Origin of the sequence: Pseudomonas sp. S37, assembly GCF_016658545.1 — a bacterium.
In the GTDB taxonomy this organism is placed as follows: Bacteria; Pseudomonadota; Gammaproteobacteria; order Pseudomonadales; family Pseudomonadaceae; genus Aquipseudomonas.
Window position 1 is genome coordinate 15,819 of the sequence record NZ_JACVZC010000006.1, and the last position, 23,319, is coordinate 39,137.

Sequence of the window (23,319 nt, forward strand, 5' to 3'; positions counted from 1 at the left end):
AAGATGCACAGGCATGGCGCACACTTGCTGGACGCCACGTCGGCGCGCTTCGCCCTCTGGGCACCCGATGCGCGCAGCGTGAGCGTGGAACTCGAGCAGCAGCCGGCTATTGCGCTGCTGCCCGATGAAGATGGCTGGTACACCGGCGTGGCCCCGTGCCAGGCGGGGGACCGCTATCACTACCGTATCGACGATGAATTGCAGGTGGCCGACCCGGCGTCGCGCTACCAGCCTGACGGCGTGCAGGGGCCGAGCCAGGTGGTGGATGTCGCCAGCTATGCCTGGCAGCACCCGTGGCAAGGGCGGCCCTGGCACGAGGCCGTCATACAGGAACTGCATGTTGGCCTGCTCGATGGCTACGACGGCGTGGCCAGGCAATTGCCGCGCCTGGCCGAGCTGGGCATCAGCGCGGTCGAGTTGATGCCGCTTGGGCAGTTCCCTGGCGAGCGCAACTGGGGCTATGACGGCGTGCTGCCCTATGCCCCACAGAACACCTACGGCAGCCCCGAGCAGCTGTGTGCGCTGGTCGACCAGGCCCACGGCGAGGGCCTGATGGTGTTGGTGGACGTGGTCTACAACCACTTCGGCCCCGATGGCAATTACCTGCACCGGTACGCCAGCCCGTTCTTCCGTGAAGACCGGCAGACGCCCTGGGGCGCGGCCATCGACTTCCGCCGCCCGCAGGTGCGCGAGTACTTTATCCAGAACGCGCTGATGTGGCTGTGCGACTACCGCTGCGACGGCCTGCGCCTGGATGCCGTGCACGCCATCGACCAGCCGGACTTTCTGGTCGAACTGGCCCAGCGGGTGCGCGCCGCAGTTGAACCTGGGCGGCAGGTGTGGCTGGTACTGGAGAACGAACACAACCAGGCCGACCTGCTGGAGCAGGGCTTTGACGCGCAGTGGAATGATGACGGCCACAACGCGCTGCATGTGCTGCTGACCGGCGAAACCGAAGGCTACTACGCCGATTACCAGCAACGCCCGATCGACCAGTTGGCACGCTGCCTGGCCGAGGGCTTTGTGTTCCAGGGCCAGGCCAACCGCCATGGCACGCCACGAGGCGAACCCAGCGGGCACCTGGCGCCCAGCGCCTTTGTGCTGTTCTTGCAGAACCATGACCAGATCGGCAACCGCGCCCTGGGCGAGCGCCTGACCCGCCTGTGCCCGCCACCGGCCCTGCGGGCGGCCACCGGCCTGTTGCTGCTGGCGCCGATGATCCCGCTGCTGTTCATGGGCGATGACGATGGCAGCTGCCGGCCGTTCCTGTTCTTCACCGACTTCCACGACCAACTGGCCGATGCCGTGCGCGAAGGACGACGTGGCGAGTTCGCCCATTTCACCGCGTTCGCCGACCCCGAACAACGTGAGCACATTCCCGACCCCAACGCTGAACAGACCTTCGAGTCGTCGCGCCCGCAAAACAAGGAAGTGATCGCCGGCTGGCACGGCCTGTACCAGCAACTGCTCGACCTGCGCCGTCGCCATGTGATCCCGCACCTGCCCGGCAGCCGTGCGCTGGGCGCCGAAGTGCATGGCGACAAGGCGCTGACTGCACGCTGGCGGCTGGGCGATGGCAACACCTTGCGCATCGACCTGAACCTGGCCGACAGCCCGCAACCGGTCGAGCTGCCCGCGCCCACCGCGCGGCTGTTCGACAGCAGTGACACCCGCCACCCCGATACCCACCTGGCCGCCTACAGCTGCGTGGTCAGCCTGCTTCCCCCTGCCCAGGAGCGCCCATGAGCGAAACCGCCCTGCACCGCCTGGCGAGCCGCGTCGGGCTGAGCCGCGACTGGATCGACGCCAACAACCGGCCCCAGCGCGTCAGCGACGAGGTGCTGCGCAACATCCTCGAAGGCCTTGGCCACCCGGCGACCGATGATGCCGCCATTGCCGGTAGCCTGCAGGCCGTGGAGGCTGCCGAAGACAGCGAGCACCTGCCGCCACTGCTGACCAGCGACCAGGGGCAACCTTTGCCCCTGGCGCGTTACTTCAGCGCCGCCAGCGTCGCCCACTGCACCCTGGAAGACCACGCTTCGCTTACCCTCAGCCTCGACGAGCAGGCACGCCTGCCCGGTAACCTGCCCGTTGGCTACCATCAGGTGCAGATCGACAGCCGCCGCTTTACCGTGGCCGTGGCGCCGCCACGCTGCCACAGCCTGGAAGACTGCCTTGAAGCCAGCGCCCAGCAACCGCCACCGCGCTGTTGGGGCCTGGCAGTGCAACTGTACAGCCTGCGCCGCCCCGGCGACGGCGGCTACGGTGACTGCCTTGCATTGGAACAGCTGGCCCGCTCGGCCGCCGAGCGCGGCGCCGATGCCTTGGCCATCAGCCCGATCCACGCCCTCTCGGCCATCGACCAGGAGCATTACAGCCCTTACTCGCCCTCCAGCCGCCTGCTGCTCAACACCCTGTACGCCAGCCCCGCTGCCCTGCTGGGCGAACGGGAGGTGCGCATGGCCATTGAAGCCTGCGGCCTGGAACAACAGCTTGAAGAACTGGAGCAGCGCCCGCTGGTCGACTGGCCTCGCGCCGCCAGCGCCCGCCTGCGCTTGCTCGAAGCGCTGTACCAGGGTTTCAGCCAAGGCAACCACCCGCTACGCAGGGACTTCGACAGTTTCCGCGAAGCGGGTGGCCAGGCGCTGGAGCACCACTGCCGCTTCGAAGTGCTGCAGGCACAAGCGATGGAGCATGGCCTGGGCGCCGACTGGCGCAACTGGCCCAAGGCTTGGCACGACCCCTATCACCCGGAAGTGGAAGCCTTTGCCAGCGCCTACCCGGCGAAGGTCGAATTCCATGCGTTCTGCCAATGGCTGACCGAACGTGGCCTGCAGCGCGCCCATGAGGCGGCCCGCGGCAACGGCATGACGGTGGGCCTGATCGCCGACCTGGCGGTGGGCGCCGACGGTGCCGGCAGCCAGGCCTGGAGCCGCCAGGATGAGCTGCTGGCCGGCCTGAACGTCGGCGCGCCACCCGACATTCTCAACCGCGCGGGGCAAGACTGGGGCATCTGCGCCTTCTCGCCGGAAGGCCTCAAACGCAACGGCTACCGCGCCTTCATCGAAATGCTGCGGGCCAACCTCGCCCACGCCGGCGGCCTGCGCATCGACCACGTCATGGGCCTGCGCCGGCTGTGGCTGATCCCGCAGGGGGCCAAGGCCAGTGAAGGCGCCTACCTCAACTACCCGCTGGACGACCTGTTGCGCCTGCTGGCGCTGGAGTCGGTGCGCCACCAGGCAATCATTCTTGGCGAAGACCTGGGCACCGTGCCCGAAGGCCTGCGCGAAACCTTGGCCGAAAAAGCCGTGCTGGGCATGCGCGTGCTGCCGTTCGAGCAGACCCAGCCGGGCCAGTTCAAGCCGATTCTCGACTGGCCGGACAACGCCCTGGCGACTACGGGCACCCACGACCTGGCCCCCCTGGCCGGCTGGCTGGCCAACCGCGATATTGACTGGAGCCACCGCTTGCAACTGATCGACGCTGCCACCGAACTGCACTGGCGCCACGAACGGCAGAAGGAACACGACGGCCTGCGCCGCGTCCTGGAAGCCAACTACGGCCAGCTGCAGGACAACGATGCGCTGATCGATGCGGCCATCCGCTACGTTGGCCATACCCGTGCGCCGCTGGTGCTGGTGCCACTGGAAGACCTGCTGGGTAGCGACGAGCAGCCCAACCTGCCAGGCACCACCAGCGGCCACCCCAACTGGCGGCGGCGCTTTGCCCGGCCCGTGCGTGAACTGCTCGACGACGAGGACGCCGCGCGGCGCCTGGAGCTGCTGGCCCAGGCCCGCGAGCAGGCTTGGGAGCGTGACCGATGAAGCCACTGACCGCGACCCTGCGCCTGCAATTTCACAGCGACTTCACCCTTGATCAGGCGGTACCGCTGGTACCGTATTTTGCCCAGCTGGGCATCAGCCACCTCTACGCCTCGCCTATCCTCAAGGCCCGCGCCGGCTCGCGTCACGGCTATGACGTGGTCGACCCGACCCAGGTCAACCCGGAGCTCGGCGGCGAGGCCGCGCTGCAACGGCTGGTCGCCGCCTTGCGCCAGCATGGCATGGGGCTGATCCTCGACACGGTGTCCAACCACATGGCCGTAGGTGGCGCCGACAACCCCTGGTGGCAAAGCGTGCTGGCCTGGGGCCGGCGCAGCCCGTATGCCGAGTTCTTCGACATCCAGTGGCACTCCAGCGACCCGCTGCTGGCCGGGCAATTGCTGTTGCCGTTTCTGGGCAGCGACTATGGCTTGGCACTGAAAAACGGCGATATTCCACTTGAGTTCGACCCGCATCAGGGGCTGCTGCAAGTGGCCCATTACGAGCACCGCTTCCCGATCTGCCCGGTCGACTATGGCTGGATCCTGGCACTCAGCCCGGAGCCTGCACTCAAGGCCCTGGCTGAACATTTCACCGCATTGGGCGACTCGGCCACGCCGCTGGCCGATGCCCTGCCCTTGCAAGCCGAACTGGCCCGGCTGGTGCGCGAAGGTGCCGACCTTGAGTCGGCTTTGGTGGCGTTCGACAGCCGCGCCGAGAACGGCTTCAAGCGCCTGCACCTGCTGCTGGAACGCCAGACCTACCGCCTGGCCAGTTGGCGTACGGCCGCCGATGACATCAACTGGCGGCGCTTCTTCGACATCAACGAGCTGGGCGGCCTGCGGGTCGAGCGTTCGGTGGTGTTCGAGGCCACCCACGCCAAGCTGTTCGAACTGATCGAACGCGGCCTGGTGGATGGCCTGCGCATCGACCACATCGACGGCCTGGCCGACCCGCGTGGCTACTGCCGCAAACTGCGCCGACGGATCGATGGCCTGCTGGCCCGGCGGCCGCTGCACGCCGCCCTGGAACACTTCCCCATTTACGTCGAGAAGATCCTCGGCAGCAATGAACACCTGCACCGCGACTGGCTTACCGACGGCACCACCGGTTACGAGTTCATGAACCAGTTGTCGCTGCTGCAGCACGACCCGGCTGGTGAGGCGCCGCTGACCGAGCTGTGGGCCGGTGTCAGCGAGCGCCCGGACTTTGCCGAAGAAGTGCGCCTGGCGCGCCACCTGGTACTGAACGCCAGCCTGGCCGGCGACTGCGAGTCGGTGGCCCAGGCGCTGTTGCAGGTGGCGCGCAACGACCTGATGACCCGTGACCTGACCCTGGGTGCCATCCGCCGCGCCTTGCAGGCACTGGTGGCGCACTACCCGGTCTACCGCACCTACTTCAATGCCTGCGGGCGCCCGGCGCAAGACGAAAGCTTCTTCCAGCAGGCACTGACCGATGCCCGCCAGGACCTTGGCGAAGCCGACTGGCCGCTGCTCGACCAGCTTGAGCAATGGCTGGGCGGGCACGCCTGGCGCCGCCTGCCGCCAGGCCGGGCGCGCAAGCAACTGCGCCACGCCTGTGTGCGCTTTCAGCAACTGACTGCACCCAGCGCCGCCAAGGCCGTGGAAGACACCGCCTTCTACCGCAGCGCACGGCTGCTGTCGCGCAATGATGTGGGCTTCGAGGCCGAGCGTTTCAGCGCGCCGCTCGCGGATTTTCACAACGAGGCCCAGCGGCGCCTGCGCGATTTCCCCGACAACCTGCTGGCCACCGCCACCCATGACCACAAGCGCGGCGAAGACACCCGTGCGCGCCTGGCGGTGCTGAGCGAGCGTGGCCCATGGCTGGCCAGCCGGGTAGAACATTGGCGCGAGCTGGCGACGCCCCTGCGTGCGCAACTGGACGACGGCCTGGCACCCAGCCCCGCTGACGAGCTGATGCTGTTGCAGACCCTGCTCGGTAGCTGGCCGCTGGCGCTTGACGTGCACGACGACAGCGGCCTGCGGCACTACGCCGAACGGGTTCGCCAGTGGCAGCAGAAGGCCCTGCGCGAGGCCAAGCTGCGCAGCAGCTGGAGCGCGCCGAACGAGGCCTACGAAAACGCCTGCGCCCGCTACCTCGATGGCCTGCTGCTGGACAGCGAGAACCAGCAATTGCGCAAATCGGTGGCGGATGCCGCGCAGCTGCTGGCGTGCCCCGGCGCCCTCAACAGCCTGGTCCAGGCTCTGTTGCGCATGACCACACCCGGGGTGCCCGACCTGTACCAGGGCAACGAGTACTGGGACTTCAGCCTGGTCGACCCGGACAACCGGCGCGCCGTGGACTACGCTTTGCGGCGTCGCACGCTGGATGACGCCACGCCGGTAGCCGAGCTGCTGGCGCACTGGCGCGACGGCCGTCTCAAGCAGGCCCTGGTCGCCCGGGTACTGGACTGCCGCCAGGCCCACGCCGAGCTGTTCCGCCGTGGCGCCTACCTGCCGCTGACGGTGCAGGGTCGCCACGCCGACAAGGTGCTCGCCTTTGCCCGGCTGGGGGACGGCGAGCGGGCCGTCATCGTCGTGCCACGCCTGGCCAGTAGCCTGCTCGGTGGCGCCACCACACCGTTGATCCCGGCACAGAACTGGGACGACACCCGGCTGATATTGCCGTTTGCCTTGTCACCTGCCAACTCGACGGGACTTTTCCCCTGTGCGGCGGTCAGCCCTTCAAGGGAGCTGATGATGAGCGCCGTGCTGGCGGAGTTTCCGGTCAACCTGTTGATACAACAATCTTGAGCATCAGGAGCGTCATGATGAGTGTCGATGAAAAGCGTATTCGCGAATTTGCCTACCAGATCTGGGAGTCCGAAGGTAAGCCGGCCGGCCAGGAAGACCGCCACTGGGACATGGCCCGCAAGCTGGCCGAGGCCGAGGCCCTGGCGCCCAAGGCAGCGCCGCGCAAGCGGGCGCCGGCCAAGGACAAGGTAGCGGCGCAGCCTAAGGCGCCGGCTGAGCCCAAGGTGGCTGCGCTGCCGGGGGTTAAACCAGCGGCAGCTAAAAAGCCTCGGGCGGTGAAAAAGCCTACAGCTGGATAAGCCTGTTCGGGCCTATTCGCGGGTAAACCCGCTCCTACATCGATTACCGCCAGGGTCTGGATTACCGGTTTTTTGTGGGAGCGGGTTTACCCGCGAAGAGGCCAGTGCAGGACTGCATCACTCCCTCCCTTTCCACCACGGCCACCAGAGGATTGCCATGAGCCCCCGCACCCCAAAGAAAACCCGCTCAGTTGCCCCATCGCGCATCCGCGAAGGCCTGCCCTTTCCACTCGGCGCCACCTGGGATGGCCTTGGGGTGAACTTCGCCCTGTTCTCGGCCAACGCCACCAAGGTCGAGCTGTGCCTGTTCGACTCCACCGGCGAGCAGGAAATCGAGCGCATCGAGCTGCCCGAATACACCGACGAGATCTACCACGGCTACCTGCCCGACGCCCACCCCGGGCTGGTCTATGGCTACCGCGTATACGGCCCCTACGAGCCAGAGAACGGCCACCGCTTCAACCCCAACAAACTGCTGATCGACCCGTATGCCAAGCAACTGGTCGGCAGCCTGCAGTGGTCCGAAGCGCTGTTCGGCTACACCATCGGCCACCCCGATGGCGACCTGTCGTTCGATGAGCGTGACAGCGCGCCGTTCGTGCCCAAGTGCAAGGTGATCGACCCGGCCTTCACCTGGGGCCGCGACCAGCGCGTGCTGATCCCCTGGGAGCGCACGATCATCTACGAAGCGCATACCCGCGGCATCAGCATGCGCCACCCGGCGGTGCCGGAAAACCTGCGCGGCACCTTCGCCGGCCTGGCCAATGACGAGCTGCTCAAGCACATCAAGGACCTGGGTGTTTCCAGCATCGAACTGCTGCCGATCCACGCCTTCGTCAACGACCAGCACCTGCTGGACAAGGGCCTGAACAACTACTGGGGCTACAACAGCATCGCCTTCTTCGCCCCACACCCGCGCTACCTGGCCAGCGGCAAGATCGCCGAGTTCAAGGAGATGGTTGCGCACCTGCACGATGCCGGGCTGGAGGTGATACTCGACGTGGTCTACAACCACACCGCCGAAGGCAACGAGCGCGGCCCGACCCTGTCGATGCGCGGCATCGACAACGCCTCGTACTACCGCCTGATGCCGGACGACAAGCGCTACTACATCAACGATTCCGGCACCGGCAACACCCTGGACCTCAGCCACCCTTGCGTGCTGCAACTGGTCACCGATTCGCTGCGCTACTGGGCCGGCGAAATGCACGTGGACGGCTTCCGCTTCGACCTGGCGACCATCCTTGGCCGCTACCACGACGGCTACAGCGAGCGCCACGGCTTCCTGGTCGCCTGCCGCCAGGACCCGATGCTGAGCCAGGTTAAACTGATTGCCGAGCCGTGGGACTGCGGCCCCGGCGGCTACCAGGTGGGCAACTTCGCCCCGGGCTGGGCAGAGTGGAACGACCGCTTCCGCGACACTGCCCGCGCCTTCTGGAAAGGCGACGAAGGCCAACTGGCCGACTTTGCCGCACGCATGACCGCCTCGGGTGACATGTTCAACAACCGCGGCCGGCGGCCCTATTCGTCGGTCAACTTCATCACCGCCCACGACGGCTTTACCCTGCGCGACCTGGTGTCGTACAACCACAAGCACAACGAAGACAACGACGAGAACAACCAGGACGGCACCGACAACAACCTGTCGTGGAACTGCGGCGTCGAAGGGCCGAGCGACGACCCGGGGGTAAACGCCCTGCGCATGCGCCAGATGCGCAACTACTTCGCCACCCTGCTGCTGGCCCAGGGCACGCCGATGATCGTTGCCGGCGACGAGTTCAGCCGTACCCAGCACGGCAACAACAACGCCTACTGCCAAGACAGCGAGATTGGCTGGGTGAACTGGGACCTGGACCAGGAAGGCGAAGAGCTGCTGGCGTTCGTCAAGCGCCTGACCCGCCTGCGCCTGGCCTACCCGGTGCTGCGCCGTTCGCGCTTTCTGGTGGGTGACTACAATGAAGCGATCGGGGTCAAGGACGTGACCTGGCTGGCGCCGGATGGCAGCGAGATGAGCGTGGAGCAATGGGAAGACCCGCACGGGCGCTGCCTGGGCATGCTGATCGATGGCCGCGCCCAGGTCAGTGGCATCGCCCGGCCCGGGGCCGAAGCTACCGTGCTGCTGATCGTCAATGCCCACCATGATGTGGTGCCGTTCAAGTTGCCGAGCGTGCCGGAAGGCGATTACTGGAGTTGCCTGGTCGATACCGACCGGCCAGAGCTGCGCAAGGGGCAGCACCTGCAGTTCGACAGCACCTTCGAAGTGAAGGGGCGCTCGATGTTGCTGATGGTGTTGCAGCACGACGAAGAGTGAACCGAGATGACCGGGGCAGGTCGTAGAGATTGAAAGCCAAATGCTGTATCTGTGGGAGCGGGATCTGTGGGAGCGGGTTTACCCGCGAATGCGTCAGAACAGACAACGCGAATGCCTGATAGGGCCTATTCGCGGGTAAACCCGCTCCCACAGGGTTTCGTCTTTGCAGTCAGCAAAATTACCCGGAGGATTTGTGAACCCCGAAGCCGGCAGTAGAGGTTTCGCCAGCGTCAACCAGGCCCCGGCCGTGAAGCGGCTGCGGGTACTGACGGTGAATACCCACAAGGGCTTCACCGCCTTCAACCGGCGCTTCATCCTGCCGGAGCTGCGCGAGGCGGTGCGCAGCACCCAGGCCGACATCGTCTTCCTCCAGGAGGTGCTCGGCAGCCACGACCGCCACGCCGCACGCTACCCCGGCTGGCCGCAGACCTCACAGTACGAATTTCTCGCCGACAGCATGTGGAGCGACTTCGCCTACGGGCGCAACGCGGTCTACCCCGACGGCCACCACGGCAACGCGCTGCTGTCCAAGTACCCGATCATCGAACATCGCAACCTTGATGTGTCGATCACCGGGCCCGAGCGCCGCGGCCTGCTGCACTGCATTCTCGATGTACCCGGGCAAGGTCCGGTGCACGCGGTGTGTGTGCACCTGTCACTGCTGGAAAGCCACCGCCAGCAACAACTGCAACTGCTGCGCAAACTGCTCGATTCCCTGCCCGCCGATGCTCCGGTGATCATTGCCGGTGACTTCAACGACTGGAAGGCTCACGGCAACCGTACCCTCGGTTTGCAGAGTGACCTGCACGAGGCCTTCGAGCGCCACCATGGCCACCTCGCCCGCACCTACCCTGCCCGCTTGCCGCTGCTGCGCCTGGACCGCATCTACCTGCGCAATGCCGAAAGCCATGGGCCGCGGATTCTGGGGCACAAACCTTGGTCGCACCTGTCAGATCACCTGCCGTTGGCGGTTGAAGTGCGGCTCCAGGAGTGCGGCTCTAGCAATCATTCTTCATAGCCGCAACACGGCAAATAGCGAACCCCGCTATACCCTACTCGTTTGCTCGGAAAATCAACGGTTTGAGCCCCGCCACGGAGCTTGAACAGTTCCTTCACGTTTTCTTGACGCAAGCGGCTACCTCTCCTTAGCTGAACATTACCTAGTCGTAATGATCTCGTGCCGGGCCTCTAGCTCGCGCCTTTGTGCGCGTTTGCGAAAGCCGGCGTGCTGGTTTGCGTCGCCCTCTGTTTTTGCCGTACAGCTCGTGACAACAGGCCAGGTCCATTGGGCTGTACCCCACAAGAACAAAGGAGATCCGCCATGAAAAACACCTCGGGCCCGTTGCGCTTCGAACGTCTTTTCTACGCGGTTTCCACGTCGCTGCTTCTGGCAACCCCGGTGGAAACTTTCGCGTTCGAACTGCAGGGCGACCCTGCTTCGCCGGGCTTTCTGCAGCAGACGGCAGTGCCACAGCTATCGCTGGACCCGGTCAGCGCCAGTGCTTTGAACATCGCCACCCTGGATGCATTTTCGCAAAGGATGAGCGAGCGCCACGGGCAAGCGGCCCCTGACCTGACCGCCAGCCAGTGGGCGCAGTTCTTTCCTGCCGGCGCACACAACGGTGCACAGCCGCCAGACCAGCTTGAAGCACCCAGCCAGCAGTTGATGATCGGCCCGGACCTGTTCGTGCGTGAAACCGCTGCAGGCAATGTGCACCGTGCGGGGATTTTCGTCGGGCACAACAACCTGCAAAGCAGCTTCAACGGCATGCGCCCACTGCTGGGCGACAAGCAGCGCAATGCGGTGAACCTGAGCGGTGAAAGCCTGGGGGTGTACTGGAGCATGACCCATGAACAGGGTTGGCACCTGGATGCCGTGGCCATGGGCTCGCGCATCGACGTCAATGGCCGCGGCGAGAGCGGCCAGCGGCTGGACGACAGCGGCCACGCCATGACCTTCTCCCTCGAAGGTGGCATTCCCATCAAGCTGGGTGGCAGTTGGGTGATCGAGCCACAGGCGCAGTTGATCAACCAGCAGTTCTTCCCTGGCAGCCGGGTACAGGAAGAGACCTTGCAGGCGTTTGACAGCCAGCCGAGCTGGAGTGGACGGGTCGGGGCGAAGTTGTCCGGGCGTTATGAGGTGCGTGGCATGCCGATCGAACCGTATGTGCGGACCAACGTGTGGTATGACTTCAGCAATGCCGATGAGGTGAAGCTGGACCAGGTCGACAAGATTTCCAGCTCGCGGTATTCGACCACGGTGGAACTGGGCCTGGGGCTGGTGGCGCGGGTGACACCTTCGGTGGCCTTGTTTGTGAGTGCCGATTACAGCAGTGATGTGGATGACAATGATTTGAATGGGCTGATTGGTAGCCTGGGGGTGCGGATGCGGTGGTAGGCAAGTTTGGCCCTTTCGCGGGTAAACCCGCTCCCACAGGGTACGTACAAGGACTGAAACTTGTGCGCCCTCTGTGGGAGCGGGTTCACCCGCGAAGAGGCCGGTACAGGCACCAGATCAGGCGGGCTTCATCACCAATACCCCCAGCGGCGGCAGGTTCAGGGCCAGCGACAATGGCTGACCATGGCTAGCCACCTCGTCACTGGCCACCGCCCCAAGGTTGCCGACATTCGACCCGGCATACAGCTGCGCATCACTGTTCAACAGCTCCTGCCAGCGCTCACCAAACGGCACCCCAATGCGGTAGCCCTCGCGCGGTACCGGGGTGAAGTTGGCCACCACCAGCACCGGCTCGCCACTGCTGCTCCAGCGTAGCCAGGCGTACACGCTGTTTTGCGCATCGTCACCGATCAGCCACTGGAAACCCTGCGGCTGGCAGTCCTGCTCGTGCAGCGCCGGCACCTCGCGGTACAGGCGGTTGAGGTCGCCGACAAGGCGCTGCACGCCCTGGTGCTCGGGGTACTGCAGCAGGTACCAGTCCAGTTCGCTGTCGTGGTTCCACTCGCGCCACTGGCCGAACTCACAGCCCATGAACAGCAGCTTCTTGCCCGGGTGCGCCCACATGAAGGTGAGGTAGGCACGCAGGTTGGCGAACTTCTGCCAGCGGTCACCGGGCATCTTGTCGATCAGCGAGTGCTTGCCGTGCACCACTTCGTCGTGGGAGATGGGCAGGATGAAATGCTCGGAATAGGCATAGATCAGCCCGAAGCTCATCTCGTTGTGGTGGAAGGTGCGGTGCACCGGGTCGTTCTGAATGTAGTGCAGGGTGTCGTGCATCCAGCCCATGTTCCACTTGTAGGCAAAGCCCAGCCCGCCTTGCTGGGTCGGCTGGCTGACGCCGGGCCAGGCGGTGGACTCCTCGGCGATGATCAGCGCCCCGGGGGCCTCGACGGCAGCCACGCCATTGAGGTGGCGGATGAAGTCGATGGCTTCGAGGTTTTCGCGCCCGCCGTGGCGGTTGGGCACCCATTCACCGGCCTTGCGCGAATAGTCGCGGTACAGCATCGAGGCCACCGCATCGACACGCAGGCCGTCGATGTGGAAGTGCTTCAGCCAGTGCAGCGCCGAGGCCATCATGAAACCACGCACCTCATTGCGGCCGAGGTTGTAGATCAGCGTGTTCCAGTCCTGGTGGTAGCCTTCCAGGGGGTTGTCGTATTCGTACAGGGCCGTGCCGTCGAAGCGCGCCAGGCCATGTTCGTCCGTGGGGAAATGCGCCGGTACCCAGTCCAGCAGTACGCCAATGCCGCCCTGGTGGCAGGCATCGATGAAAGCGGCGAAGTCCTCGGCACTGCCGTAGCGCGAGGTGGGGGCGAACATCGACAGCGGCTGGTAGCCCCAGGAGCCACCGAACGGGTGTTCCATGATCGGCAGCAGTTCGATATGGGTAAAGCCCAGTTCCTGCACATAGGGCACCAGGCGTTCGGCCAGCTCGCGCCAGTTGTAGTAGCGACCGACTTCACCCGCTTCGTCCAGCTCGCAACGCCAGGAACCGGGGTGCAGTTCGTAGATCGACAGTGGCGCGCTGTAGGCATGGCGCTGCGCACGTTGCGCCATCCAGTCGTGGTCTTGCCAGGCATGGCTGAGCTCACCGGCAACCTTGGACGCGGTGCTCGGTGGCAGTTCGGTGGCGCGGGCCAGCGGGTCGGCCTTCAGCGGCAGAATGCCGTCCTTGCCGAGCACTTCGTATTTGTAGGTTTCACCCACGCCCAGCCGCGGAATGAACAGCTCCCATACCCCGGCGCTATGGCGCAGGCGCATCGGGTGGCGGCGGCCATCCCAGTTGTTGAAGTCGCCCACCACCGAAACCCGTTTGGCGTTCGGTGCCCACACCGAGAAACATACGCCGTCAACACCATCGGCCTGCATCGGCTGCGCACCAAAGCGCCCGGACAGGTCACGGTGGTTGCCTTCGGCGAACAGGTAAAGGTCCATGTCGCCCAGTTGCGGGCCAAAGCTGTAAGGGTCTTCGGTGATCTGCTCGCCACCGGCCCAGCCGATCTGCAACTGGTAGGGCTGTGCCTCATCAAGGTGCGCACTGAACAAACCCGGCAGGCTGCCCTGCTCCATTTCGGCCAGGACGCGCCCGTCGTGCCGCGCCAGAAGGCGCACATTCAGGGCATTGGGCAGGAAGGCGCGGACGACCTGGCCGCCCGCGCCATCGCCATGGGGGCCCAGTACCGCAAATGGATCGGCGTGCTCGGCGCGGGCCAGGGCGTCCAGGTCCCGTTGCCGAAGGCCGCCGTTTTCACGCGTGGTTGCATTCATCTATGACTCTCCCCAGGTACTGATCAGTCCATGCAGGCCATGCAAAGGCACGGCCAGCCAACTCGGACGGTTTTCGGCTTCGTATGTAATTTCGTAGGCGGCCTTTTCCAGGCAGAACAGCTCCAGTGCCGCACGCTCGCCTTCGGCCTGCTGCCAGGCGTGGGGCATGGCGGCGGTGGCCAGGCCATAAGCTTCGACAAAGGCATGCCGCGACTGGTGCAGGTACTGCCGGGCGACCCGTTGCCGGGCTTGCCGCGCCGGGTCGGAAAGGTCCACCGCAGACGCGCTGCGCAAGATCATCGCAGCAGCATAGTCGAAGGATCGCAGCACGCCGCTGACATCCTTGTAGGGGCTGTGTTTTGCCCGGCGTTCTTGCAGCGGCCGGGACGGTTCGCCTTCGAAATCGATCAAGTAGGCATCGCCCTGCACCACCAGCACCTGGCCCAGGTGCAGGTCGCCATGCACGCGCATCAACAAGCCGCCCTGGGCCTGCTCGGTCAGTTGGCTGATGTGCTGGGCCAGGCCGTCACGCTGTTGTTGCAGGTCGTCGACCAGCGCCTGGCTGTTGCGGTCGAGGCTGTCGCGGTGCTGGGCCAGCAGGTCGAGGGCATGGGTCAGCTCGGCGCTGATCTGTGCGCTCCAGCGCTGGCTGTCCTGGGCGTCGCTTGGGCGCGGCTGGAAGGCCTGGTCATCGGTGGGCGCAGCCAGCAACAGGTGCATCTCACCCAGGCGCTGGCCGAGCAAGGCGGCAAAGCCGGTGAGTTCGGCCAGGGCATCGGTGTGTGCATCGCCCTCCAGGCTGGACGGCTCCATCTGGTCCCGAATGGCCCGCTCCAGGGTGTTTTGGGTCCAGGCCCAGGCATCACCCTGGTTGCTCAGGTAACCCTGGGCGATCATCAGCAAATGCGGTGCCGCCTGCTCGTCCACCCGGCTGACCCAGGCCAGCAGTGGCGAGATATTGGCAAAGCCGGCGGCGGTCAGGTAGGCGCTCATTTCCAGTTCCGGGTGAATACCCGGGTTGACCCGGCGGATCAGCTTAAGCACCACGCGGTCGCCAATCACCACTGAGCTGTTGGACTGCTCGGCGCTGAGGTAGCGCACTTCGCTTTCTTCATTCAGCGCCAGGCTGGCCAGTGCCTGCGTGCTTTCGAAGTGCAGCTCACCCTCGCCATTGCCACACGGCAGGCGCAGGCCATCCTGGCAGGCGCGCAGCACGGCGCGGATGAAGGGTTCCAGCACGAAAGCGTCGGTTATCAGGCCAACCTGATGGGCACGGCGCACCCGCGACAGGGCCAGTTGCTGTGGCAACGCTGTATTGATCTGCTCTTCGGGCAGCAGGCCGAACGGCAACTGGTAACGGCTGGCCGCGCCGTCGCTGAGCACTTCGATTTCGCCCATCAATACCGGCGTGGTAGCGGTACCGAAACGCACGCCGTAGCACAGCCGCACGGCGTCGATCGGCCCTTCCTTGCCGGCAAACCAGCGGCGCTTGGGCAGGTACTGCGGCAGGATGGTGCCTTGCAACGTTTCGCTGGCAGGTGCTTCCAGCAGTTCTTCCATGCGCTTGCGCAGTACCAATGTAGTCAATTCGGGTAACCCCTCGGTGGCCTGGATGTGCCAGCTGGGCATGCGGTCGCGGCTGGCCAGCAGGAACCAGTAGAAAGCATAGGGTGGCAAGGTCAGCAGGAACGGCAGCTGGCCGATGGGCGGAAAGGCACTGCCGCCGAGCATCTCCACCGGTACTTTGTCGGCGAATTGTGACAATTCCAGTTCGGCAGCCTGGGCGGCGCGGGAGACATTGGCCACGCACAGGATGACCTCGGTGTTGCCGTCGGCATCGGTGTATTCGCGTATGTAGGCGAGGATGCGCCGGTTGCTGGGTGTGAGGGTGCGCAGGGTGCCGCGGCCAAAGGCCTTCTGCTGCTTGCGCACCGCCAGCATGCGCCGGGTCCAGTTCAGCAATGAGTGCGGGTCGTGGCTTTGTGCTTCGACGTTGACCGTCTGGTAGCCGTACAGCGGGTCCATGACCGGTGGCAGCACCAGGCGCTGCGGGTCGGCGCGGGAAAAACCGCCGTTGCGGTCCGGCGACCACTGCATGGGGGTGCGCACGCCATCGCGGTCGCCGAGGTAGATGTTGTCGCCCATACCCAGCTCGTCGCCGTAGTACAGGGTGGGTGTGCCGGGCATCGACAGCAGCAGGCTGGTGAGCAGTTCGATACGCCGGCGGTCACGCTGCAGCAGCGGCGCCAGGCGCCGGCGAATCCCCAGGTTGATGCGCGCGCGGCGGTCTTCGGCGTAGTAGTTCCACAGGTAGTCGCGCTCGCGGTCGGTGACCATTTCCAGGGTCAGCTCATCGTGGTTGCGCAGGAAGATCGCCCACTGGCAATTGGCGGGGATTTCCGGGGTCTGGCGCAGGATGTCGGTGATCGGGAAGCGGTCTTCCATGGCCAGTGCCATGTACATGCGCGGCATCAGCGGGAAGTGGAAGGCCATGTGGCATTCGTCGCCGTCGCCTTCACCGAAGTACGGGCGGGTGTCTTCCGGCCACTGGTTGGCTTCGGCGAGCAGCATGCGGTCGGGATAGTTGGCGTCGATTTCGGCGCGGATCGCCTTGAGCACGTCGTGGGTTTCGGCGAGGTTCTCGTTGTTGGTACCGTCGCGCTCGATCAGGTACGGGATGGCGTCCAGGCGCAGGCCGTCGACACCCAGGTCGAGCCAGAAGCGCATCACCCCGATCACCGCCTTGAGCACCTGCGGGTTGTCGAAGTTGAGGTCTGGCTGGTGCGAGTAGAAGCGGTGCCAGAAGTACTGGCCGGCGACCGGGTCCCAGGTCCAGTTGGACTTTTCGGTGTCGAGGAAAATGATGCGTGTGCCGTCGTACTTCTGGTCGTCATCCGACCACACGTAGAAGTCGCGGGCCTTGCTGCCGCGTTTGGCGTGGCGGGCGCGCTGGAACCACGGGTGCTGGTCGCTGGTGTGGTTGATGACCAGCTCGGTGATGACCCGCAGGCCGCGCTTGTGCGCCTCGGCGATGAAGCGGCGGGCATCGGCCATGCTGCCGTAGTCGGGGTGCACGGCCTTGTATTCGGCGATGTCGTAGCCATCGTCGCGGCGTGGCGAAGGGTAGAACGGCAGCAGCCACAAGGTATTGACGCCCAGCTCGGCAATGTAGTCGAGCTTGCTGATCAGGCCGGCGAAATCACCGATGCCGTCGTTGTTCGAATCGAAGAACGACTTGATGTGCAGCTGGTAGATGACGGCGTCCTTGTACCACAGCGGGTCGTCGATGAAGGCTGCCGGGCGGGAACGCTTGGCCATGGGTGACTCCTTTCATTTCCGGGTTTGCCTAGGCCACTTGCAAATGCAGCTGGCTTGCCCAAATTGCCGAAACTGGCGCATTCCCTGTGGGAGCGGGTTCACCCGCGAACACCGGCAAAGCCGGTGCCATAGACCGCAGTGTCTGTTTCGCGGGTAAACCCGCTCCCACAGGGAATGATGTACGCCGTACTAACGGGCCTTTTCGATACGCCAGATACCGAACGGCTGGTGCCAGGGCTCGATGCGCATGAACTGGGTCTTGCCGTACCACGACCAGCGGTGGCCGTTCATCAGGTCCTCGCCGTAGGTTTCGGCGTTGTCGTCCAGCCCCAGCTCCCACAGCGGCAACTCGAAATGCGCCTCTTGGGCGTTGTGCGGGTCGAGGCTGATTGCAACCAGAATGTAGTTGTCGCGCTCGGGCGTGCGCTTGGCGAAATACAGGATGTTGTCGTTCCAGCAATTGAAAAACGCCACGCCCAGATGCGTTTGCAAGGCGTGGTTCTGCCGGCGGATGCGGTTGAGCTGGGCGATCTCGGCAATGATGTTGCCGGGCTGGCTGAAGTCGCGCGGGCGCAGCTGGTATTTCTCCGAGTCCAGGTATTCTTCCTTGCCCGGCAATGCCGCGCTTTCGCACAGTTCGAAGCCCGAATACATGCCCCACAAGCCCGAACCCATGGTCGCCAACGCAGCGCGAATCAGGAAACCCGCGCGCCCGGAGGTGTGCAGGAAAAACGGGTTTATATCGGGCGTGTTGACAAAGAAGTTGGGGCGGTAGCACTGGCTCCAGGGCGGCTGGTTGAGCTGTTCGAAGTACTCCCGCAGCTCCTGCTTGTGGTTGCGCCAGGTGAAGTAGGTATAGCTTTGCGCGTAGCCGACCTTGCCCAGGCGCGCCATCATCGCAGGCTTGGTGAACGCCTCGGCGAGAAAGATGACGTCAGGGTGCTGGCTGCGCACATTGGCGATCAGCCATTGCCAGAACGGCAGCGGCTTGGTGTGCGGGTTGTCGACGCGGAAGGTTTTCACGCCCTCCTCCACCCAGCCGACCACCACGTCGCGCAGGGCCAGCCACAGGCTGGGCACGGCATCGGGGGCGTAGAAGTCGACGTTGACGATGTCCTGGTATTTTTTTGGCGGGTTCTCGGCGTAACGGATGGTGCCGTCGGGGCGCCAGCTGAACCAGCCTGGGTGCTCCTTGAGCCAAGGGTGGTCCTGAGAGCACTGGATGGCAAAGTCGAGGGCGATTTCCAGGCCGTGCCCGGCAGCCGCAGCCACCAGTCGGCGGAAATCGTCGCGGCTGCCCAGCTGCGGGTGAATCGCCTCGTGGCCACCCTCGGCGCTGCCGATGGCATAAGGGCTGCCCGGGTCTCCGGGCTCGGCAGTCAGTGCATTGTTGCGACCCTTGCGGTGCTGCATGCCGATGGGGTGGATGGGCGGGAAATACAGCACATCGAAGCCCATGTCACGGATCATCGGCAGCCGTGCGTGCACGTCGTTGAAGGTGCCGTGGCGCTGGGGGTCGTCGGTGATCGAGCGCGGGAACAATTCGTACCAGCTGGCGAACTGCGCCGCCGGGCGGTCGACATCGACCGGAAATTCCCGGCTGCGGGCCAGGTAGCTGCGGTGTTCGGCTTCGCCCATCAGGCGGGCGGTGACGGGGTCGAGGAACAGCGCCACCTGGTCATCGGTACTGAGCGCAGGCAGGCGCTGCAGCACAGCCTCAAGTTCCTCGCGCAGGGCGCCGCTGCACAAGGCAATGCCCTGGCCCAGCATCAAGCGGCCCTCTTCCAGTTCCAGCCGCACCTCGACACCGGCGTGGTACTTCTTCTCCAGGTCGTGGCAGTAGGTGGCGAACGGGTCGATCCAGGCCTCGATGCTGAACAGGTGCGGGCCCAACTCGGTGGGAGTGAACTCGGCCAGCCACAGGTCATTGCCCGGCGACTGCATCGGCACGCAATGCCAGCGCCGGCTGTGCGCCTGGCGCCAGTTGAGCACCACTGCAAGGCGGTCGTGGCCATCGCTGTAGACCTTGCTGCTGACGGCCACCGGCTGGCCACTAACGGCCTTGGCGGCAAAGGTGCCGGCGTCGAGCACGGGTTGGGTGTCTTCGATCACGATGCGCGGCGCCAACAGCGCCTGGGACAGGCTGATGGCCTGGTCCGGGTGATCGTTCGCCATGGGCACGCTTTCAAAGGGCTCGTTTCGTGACATCGACCTTGCTCCCTCAGGCTGGTGGCGGTAAGGGTTCAGAGCCGGGTACAGGCGTGGGGTTCAAAAAAATTGAGCGAATGGCAGCTGCGCAAAGTCGAAGCCTGCAGCACCTCTTCATTCACCCACGCGAGGTCAGGCCCATGAACATTCCCATTCCACCGGAAACCCCCGATCCGAACATCGACGACCCAAGCTTGCCGCCGCCCGTGCCCGAGGAAGACCCGGACGAGCTGCCGATCAAGCCGACCGTACCGCCGACGGTAGGCGACCCGCCGAGCCAGGAGCCACCGGTGAAGGCTTAAGGGTAGACCACGGCACCTGATATTTTTGCCAGTAGTTTCCTGCCCCCCAAGGGCATACCGTTGCAGGGCAGCGCTGAGGGCGCTGCCTGGGCCACACATACGCCGTTTCTGACTTGGGGGATACTGTGAAACACTATTTTTATAAAGGGTCATCCTGCGTAACGATGGCAAGCCCTATGGGTACTGTCAGCCTGATGCGGCTCCAGCAACGCAGCATGGCCGTGAAGTACAGTACTCCAGAAGGCACCAGCATAAAGTTCAGCGCCGTTGATCACCAACACTCAGCTGTAAGCTATTCGACTCTTTCACGCACCCAGCAGATGGCTTATACCCCTTACGGATATCTATTGAATGAAAATTCGCTGCCCGTCGCTTTCAAAGGAGAGCGATGTGAAGAAATAACAGCGAGTTATTTGCTCGGCAATGGGTATCGGGTTTACAGCCCCATCATCATGAGATTCAATACCCCTGATCGGTTCAGCCCTTTCGGTTACGGCGGCATCAATGCCTACGCGTTTGTATCGGGAGACCCAGTAAATTTAGCAGATCCAACTGGGCGAGGCATCGGAGAGTTTCTTCCGCATAAACTCAATGCAACATCCACATTTAGAACTTTCGGAAAAAAGACAAAAGGAAGTCCTTTCAAGAGCGTTATTGTATTCTCCGGCCAAAGTGAGGGCAGCTCGCAGAACGACATGACATGGATGTGGGGGCACGGTGACGGCAACAAGCTTGGGGGCTACACACCCGAGAAGCTTGCAGAGGCTCTTTATCAACGTGGCGTTGAGCTGCTAGATGGCCCTGTTCTGCTCGCAAATTGTTATGGCGGCGCGAGCACCGCAACCAATGGCCCCGATTTTCCGAACATTTCATTCGCCCAGCGGTTTTCCAATATCATCGACAAACCCGTGATTGCATTTACCGACCGGTTAAACTTAAAAAAAGGAGCGCATGAGACAAAACCTATCATTCATATGATGCTCACACCCGAGAGATATCTGGATGCTGGGCCTGTCACATACTACCCAGATACGGGCACCAGCCCATACGACACACAAGCGCCAGGTGCTGATTCCCGCAGAATAAGAAGCTAGCGACGGAATGGCAGCACCCACATTTCACCGCCCGTGAAGTGGCCAGTTAAACTTTTTGAACAAGGAAGTTCCCAAGGTACGGATATAGCCGCAATCTCCGCCACGCAGATCTCGCGCATGCGGACCTCGGGACCTGATATTTTTGCCAGTAGCGCGGGGCCCACGTTGTTTCGATGATGAGCCTCCCAACCAATGCAGGAGACGCGCCATGGAACAAGACGTGATGTCGGACGATGAACGCGACGCGTATGAGGGGTACGTTTTGCAGAGCCTTCAAGATGCCCTGTTCAGAAAGCTGGGCATCGACGCATACACGCGGCTTGACGAACTGGATGAAGACATTCTCGAAGAGGCGACTGAGGATTTGCGTGATGACTTTGATGTCAGTTTCAGGCAAAACTCAAACATGACAATCAGCGAGTTGGCTGAAGCGTTATGGACGGCTGTGAAATCTCGGTGATTTTGCTGGCCTCTTCGCGGGTAAACCCGCTCCTACGGGGGACCGCGCAGGGCTTGAATGCAGCGCGATCCCTGTAGGAGCGGGTTTACCCGCGAAAGGGCCGGATGCCTCAGCCCATCAACCTGCAGATACAGCCGAAATCTCCGCCACACTGATCTCGCGCATGCGAAACTTCTGCACCTTGCCGGTTACCGTCATCGGGTACTCGTCAACAAAGCGGATATGCCGTGGCACCTTGAAGTGGGCAATGCGTGCCTTGCACCAGCCCTGCAGTTCTTCGACCGTGGCAGCGTGCCCCGGGTGCAGCTTGATCCAGGCGACGATCTCCTCTCCATAACGGCTGCAAGGAATACCGATCACCTGCGCATCGGCCACTGCCGGGTGGGTGTAGAAGAATTCTTCCAGTTCACGCGGGTAAATGTTCTCGCCGCCGCGAATGATCATGTCTTTGTTGCGCCCGACAATGCGCACGTGGCCGTGCTCGTCCATCACCGCCAGGTCGCCCGAATGCATCCAGCCGGCCGGGTCGATGGCATCCGCCGTTGCCTGGGGGTTGTCCCAGTAGCCGAGCATCACGCTGTAGCCACGGGTGCACAACTCACCAATCTCGCCACGGGCGACGATGCAGCCGTCGGCGTCCACCAGCTTGTTCTCCAGCTGCGGCTGGGTACGGCCGACGGTGGTCACGCGCAGCTCCAGGTCGTCGTCCGGGCCGGTTTGCAGCGATACCGGGCTGGTTTCGGTCATGCCGTAGGCAATTTGCACTTCAGCCATGTGCATCTGGTCGATGACCCGGCGCATCACCTCGATCGGGCAGGTGGCGCCGGCCATGATGCCGCTGCGCAGGGTCGACAGGTCCATGTTTGCCCGCGACGGGTGGTCGAGCATGGCGATGAACATGGTCGGCACGCCGTAAAGGATGCTGGCGCGCTCTTCGGCCACAGCCCGCAGGGTGAGCTCGGCGTCGAAGGCGTCGTTGGGGTAGACCATGGTGCTGCCGTGGGTGATGCAGCCGAGGTTGGCCATGACCATGCCGAAGCAGTGGTACAACGGCACCGGGATCACCATGCGGTCGCGCTCAGTAAGGCCCAGGCTTTCGCCGACCATGAAGCCGTTGTTGAGGATGTTGTAGTGGCTGAGCGTGGCGCCTTTGGGCGCGCCGGTAGTGCCGGAGGTGTACTGGATGTTTACCGGCTGGTCGAACTGCAAACTGCCCTGACGGGCGACGTAGGCTTCGATCGTAGTCTGCCCTGCCCGCCCGGCCAGCGCTTGCCAGGGCAGGAAGCCGGCGGGCGGGTTGGAAGACAGGCTGATTACGCCGCGAAGGTCCGGCAGGCTTTGACTGGCCAGTTCACCCGCAGTGGCACCGGCCAACTCCGGTACCAGCTCCTGAACCATGGCGTGGTAATCGGACGTCTTGAACGCATCTGCACACACCAGCCAGCGGCAACCGGACTGGCGCAGTACGTACTCCAGTTCGCCCACGCGGTAGGCCGGGTTGATGTTGACCAGGATCGCGCCGACCTTGGCGCTGGCCAACTGCAGGATGCACCACTGGGCGCAGTTGGGTGACCAGATGCCGACCCGGTCGCCAGTATTCACACCCAGCGCCATCAGCGCACGGGCATGCACTTCAACCTGTTCGGCCAGTTGCCGCCAGCTGTAGCGCAGGCCCTGGTGGCGCGATACCAGGGCCTCGCCATCGGCGCAGCGGGCCACGGTGGCGTCGAAGGCCTGGCCGATGGTCTGGGTCAACAGGGGTTGGTCCTGACGACCGCGGGTATAGCTCGGTTGACTCATGGGTGTCCCTTCTTGTGGTTGTTCTGGGCACGACTGAAGCAAGCGGGGATACTCTGGCGCAGATTTACGTTTACGTAAAGGTGACAAGTCGATTGACAGTGATCGGCGGCAGGCTTACGTTAACGTAAAGGTGATGAACGATACCGGGATCTCCGGCACGATTCCGACGCTGTGGGAGCGGGTTCACCCGCGAATGCGATCAGTCA

General features: G+C 64.0%; 14 protein-coding genes. 10 read left to right on the forward strand and 4 right to left on the reverse strand.

Going from position 1 to position 23,319, the window contains the following annotated elements; all coding sequences use genetic code 11:
* Window positions 1-3: 3 nt before the first annotated feature.
* From treZ to IAE39_RS03950, 7 genes are all read left to right on the forward strand, one after another.
* Complete coding sequence (treZ, locus tag IAE39_RS03920; protein WP_201199594.1) at window positions 4-1,746, forward strand: malto-oligosyltrehalose trehalohydrolase; 1,743 nt, start codon at window positions 4-6, stop codon at window positions 1,744-1,746.
* Entirely contained in the window at window positions 1,743-3,824 is a 2,082-nt protein-coding gene (malQ, locus tag IAE39_RS03925; protein ID WP_201199595.1) for a 4-alpha-glucanotransferase, read from the forward strand. The genes treZ and malQ overlap by 4 nt, the downstream gene beginning before the upstream one ends.
* Window positions 3,821-6,595, forward strand: a complete 2,775-nt coding sequence (locus IAE39_RS03930; protein ID WP_201199596.1) for a malto-oligosyltrehalose synthase — start codon at window positions 3,821-3,823, stop codon at window positions 6,593-6,595. The genes malQ and IAE39_RS03930 overlap by 4 nt, the downstream gene beginning before the upstream one ends.
* A gap of 14 nt (window positions 6,596-6,609) precedes the next feature.
* On the forward strand, window positions 6,610-6,894 hold the full coding sequence (locus tag IAE39_RS03935; RefSeq protein WP_201199598.1) for a DUF2934 domain-containing protein: 285 nt from the start codon (window positions 6,610-6,612) through the stop codon (window positions 6,892-6,894).
* 157 nt (window positions 6,895-7,051) lie between these two features.
* The gene (glgX, locus tag IAE39_RS03940) at window positions 7,052-9,205 is read left to right on the forward strand and encodes a glycogen debranching protein GlgX (protein ID WP_201199599.1); all 2,154 of its coding nucleotides are present in this window, start codon (window positions 7,052-7,054) and stop codon (window positions 9,203-9,205) included.
* A gap of 193 nt (window positions 9,206-9,398) precedes the next feature.
* On the forward strand, window positions 9,399-10,223 hold the full coding sequence (locus tag IAE39_RS03945; RefSeq protein ID WP_201199600.1) for an endonuclease/exonuclease/phosphatase family protein: 825 nt from the start codon (window positions 9,399-9,401) through the stop codon (window positions 10,221-10,223).
* Window positions 10,224-10,526: 303 nt separating this feature from the next.
* On the forward strand, window positions 10,527-11,603 hold the full coding sequence (locus IAE39_RS03950) for an autotransporter domain-containing protein (RefSeq protein ID WP_201199601.1): 1,077 nt from the start codon (window positions 10,527-10,529) through the stop codon (window positions 11,601-11,603).
* A 117-nt stretch (window positions 11,604-11,720) separates the two neighbouring features.
* Here IAE39_RS03950 and glgB read toward each other — a convergent pair whose 3' ends face one another.
* The 3 genes from glgB to IAE39_RS03965 form a co-directional block, all read right to left on the reverse strand.
* Window positions 11,721-13,931, reverse strand: coding sequence for a 1,4-alpha-glucan branching protein GlgB (gene glgB, locus IAE39_RS03955; protein ID WP_201199602.1), 2,211 nt, complete (start codon window positions 13,929-13,931; stop codon window positions 11,721-11,723).
* A complete protein-coding gene (treS, locus tag IAE39_RS03960) occupies window positions 13,932-17,249 on the reverse strand; it encodes a maltose alpha-D-glucosyltransferase (RefSeq protein WP_201199603.1) in 3,318 nt (1,105 codons plus the stop codon). It lies immediately after the preceding gene.
* Window positions 17,250-17,438: 189 nt separating this feature from the next.
* Window positions 17,439-19,457, reverse strand: coding sequence for an alpha-1,4-glucan--maltose-1-phosphate maltosyltransferase (locus IAE39_RS03965; RefSeq protein WP_201199604.1), 2,019 nt, complete (start codon window positions 19,455-19,457; stop codon window positions 17,439-17,441).
* A 140-nt stretch (window positions 19,458-19,597) separates the two neighbouring features.
* Here IAE39_RS03965 and IAE39_RS03970 point away from each other — a divergent pair, with 140 nt between their 5' ends.
* The 3 genes from IAE39_RS03970 (at window position 19,598) to IAE39_RS03980 (ending at window position 21,313) form a co-directional block, all read left to right on the forward strand.
* Window positions 19,598-19,759 carry a hypothetical protein gene (locus IAE39_RS03970; RefSeq protein ID WP_003251307.1) on the forward strand — a complete coding sequence of 54 codons (162 nt, stop codon included), beginning with the start codon at window positions 19,598-19,600 and terminating at the stop codon, window positions 19,757-19,759.
* Between the two features lie 176 nt (window positions 19,760-19,935).
* Window positions 19,936-20,853, forward strand: coding sequence for an RHS repeat-associated core domain-containing protein (locus IAE39_RS03975; protein ID WP_236548398.1), 918 nt, complete (start codon window positions 19,936-19,938; stop codon window positions 20,851-20,853).
* 208 nt (window positions 20,854-21,061) lie between these two features.
* Window positions 21,062-21,313 carry a hypothetical protein gene (locus IAE39_RS03980; protein ID WP_201199606.1) on the forward strand — a complete coding sequence of 84 codons (252 nt, stop codon included), beginning with the start codon at window positions 21,062-21,064 and terminating at the stop codon, window positions 21,311-21,313.
* Window positions 21,314-21,430: 117 nt separating this feature from the next.
* On the opposite strand, the gene IAE39_RS03985 is transcribed toward IAE39_RS03980, so the two are convergent.
* Window positions 21,431-23,113 carry an AMP-binding protein gene (locus tag IAE39_RS03985; protein WP_201199608.1) on the reverse strand — a complete coding sequence of 561 codons (1,683 nt, stop codon included), beginning with the start codon at window positions 23,111-23,113 and terminating at the stop codon, window positions 21,431-21,433.
* Window positions 23,114-23,319: the final 206 nt, after the last annotated feature.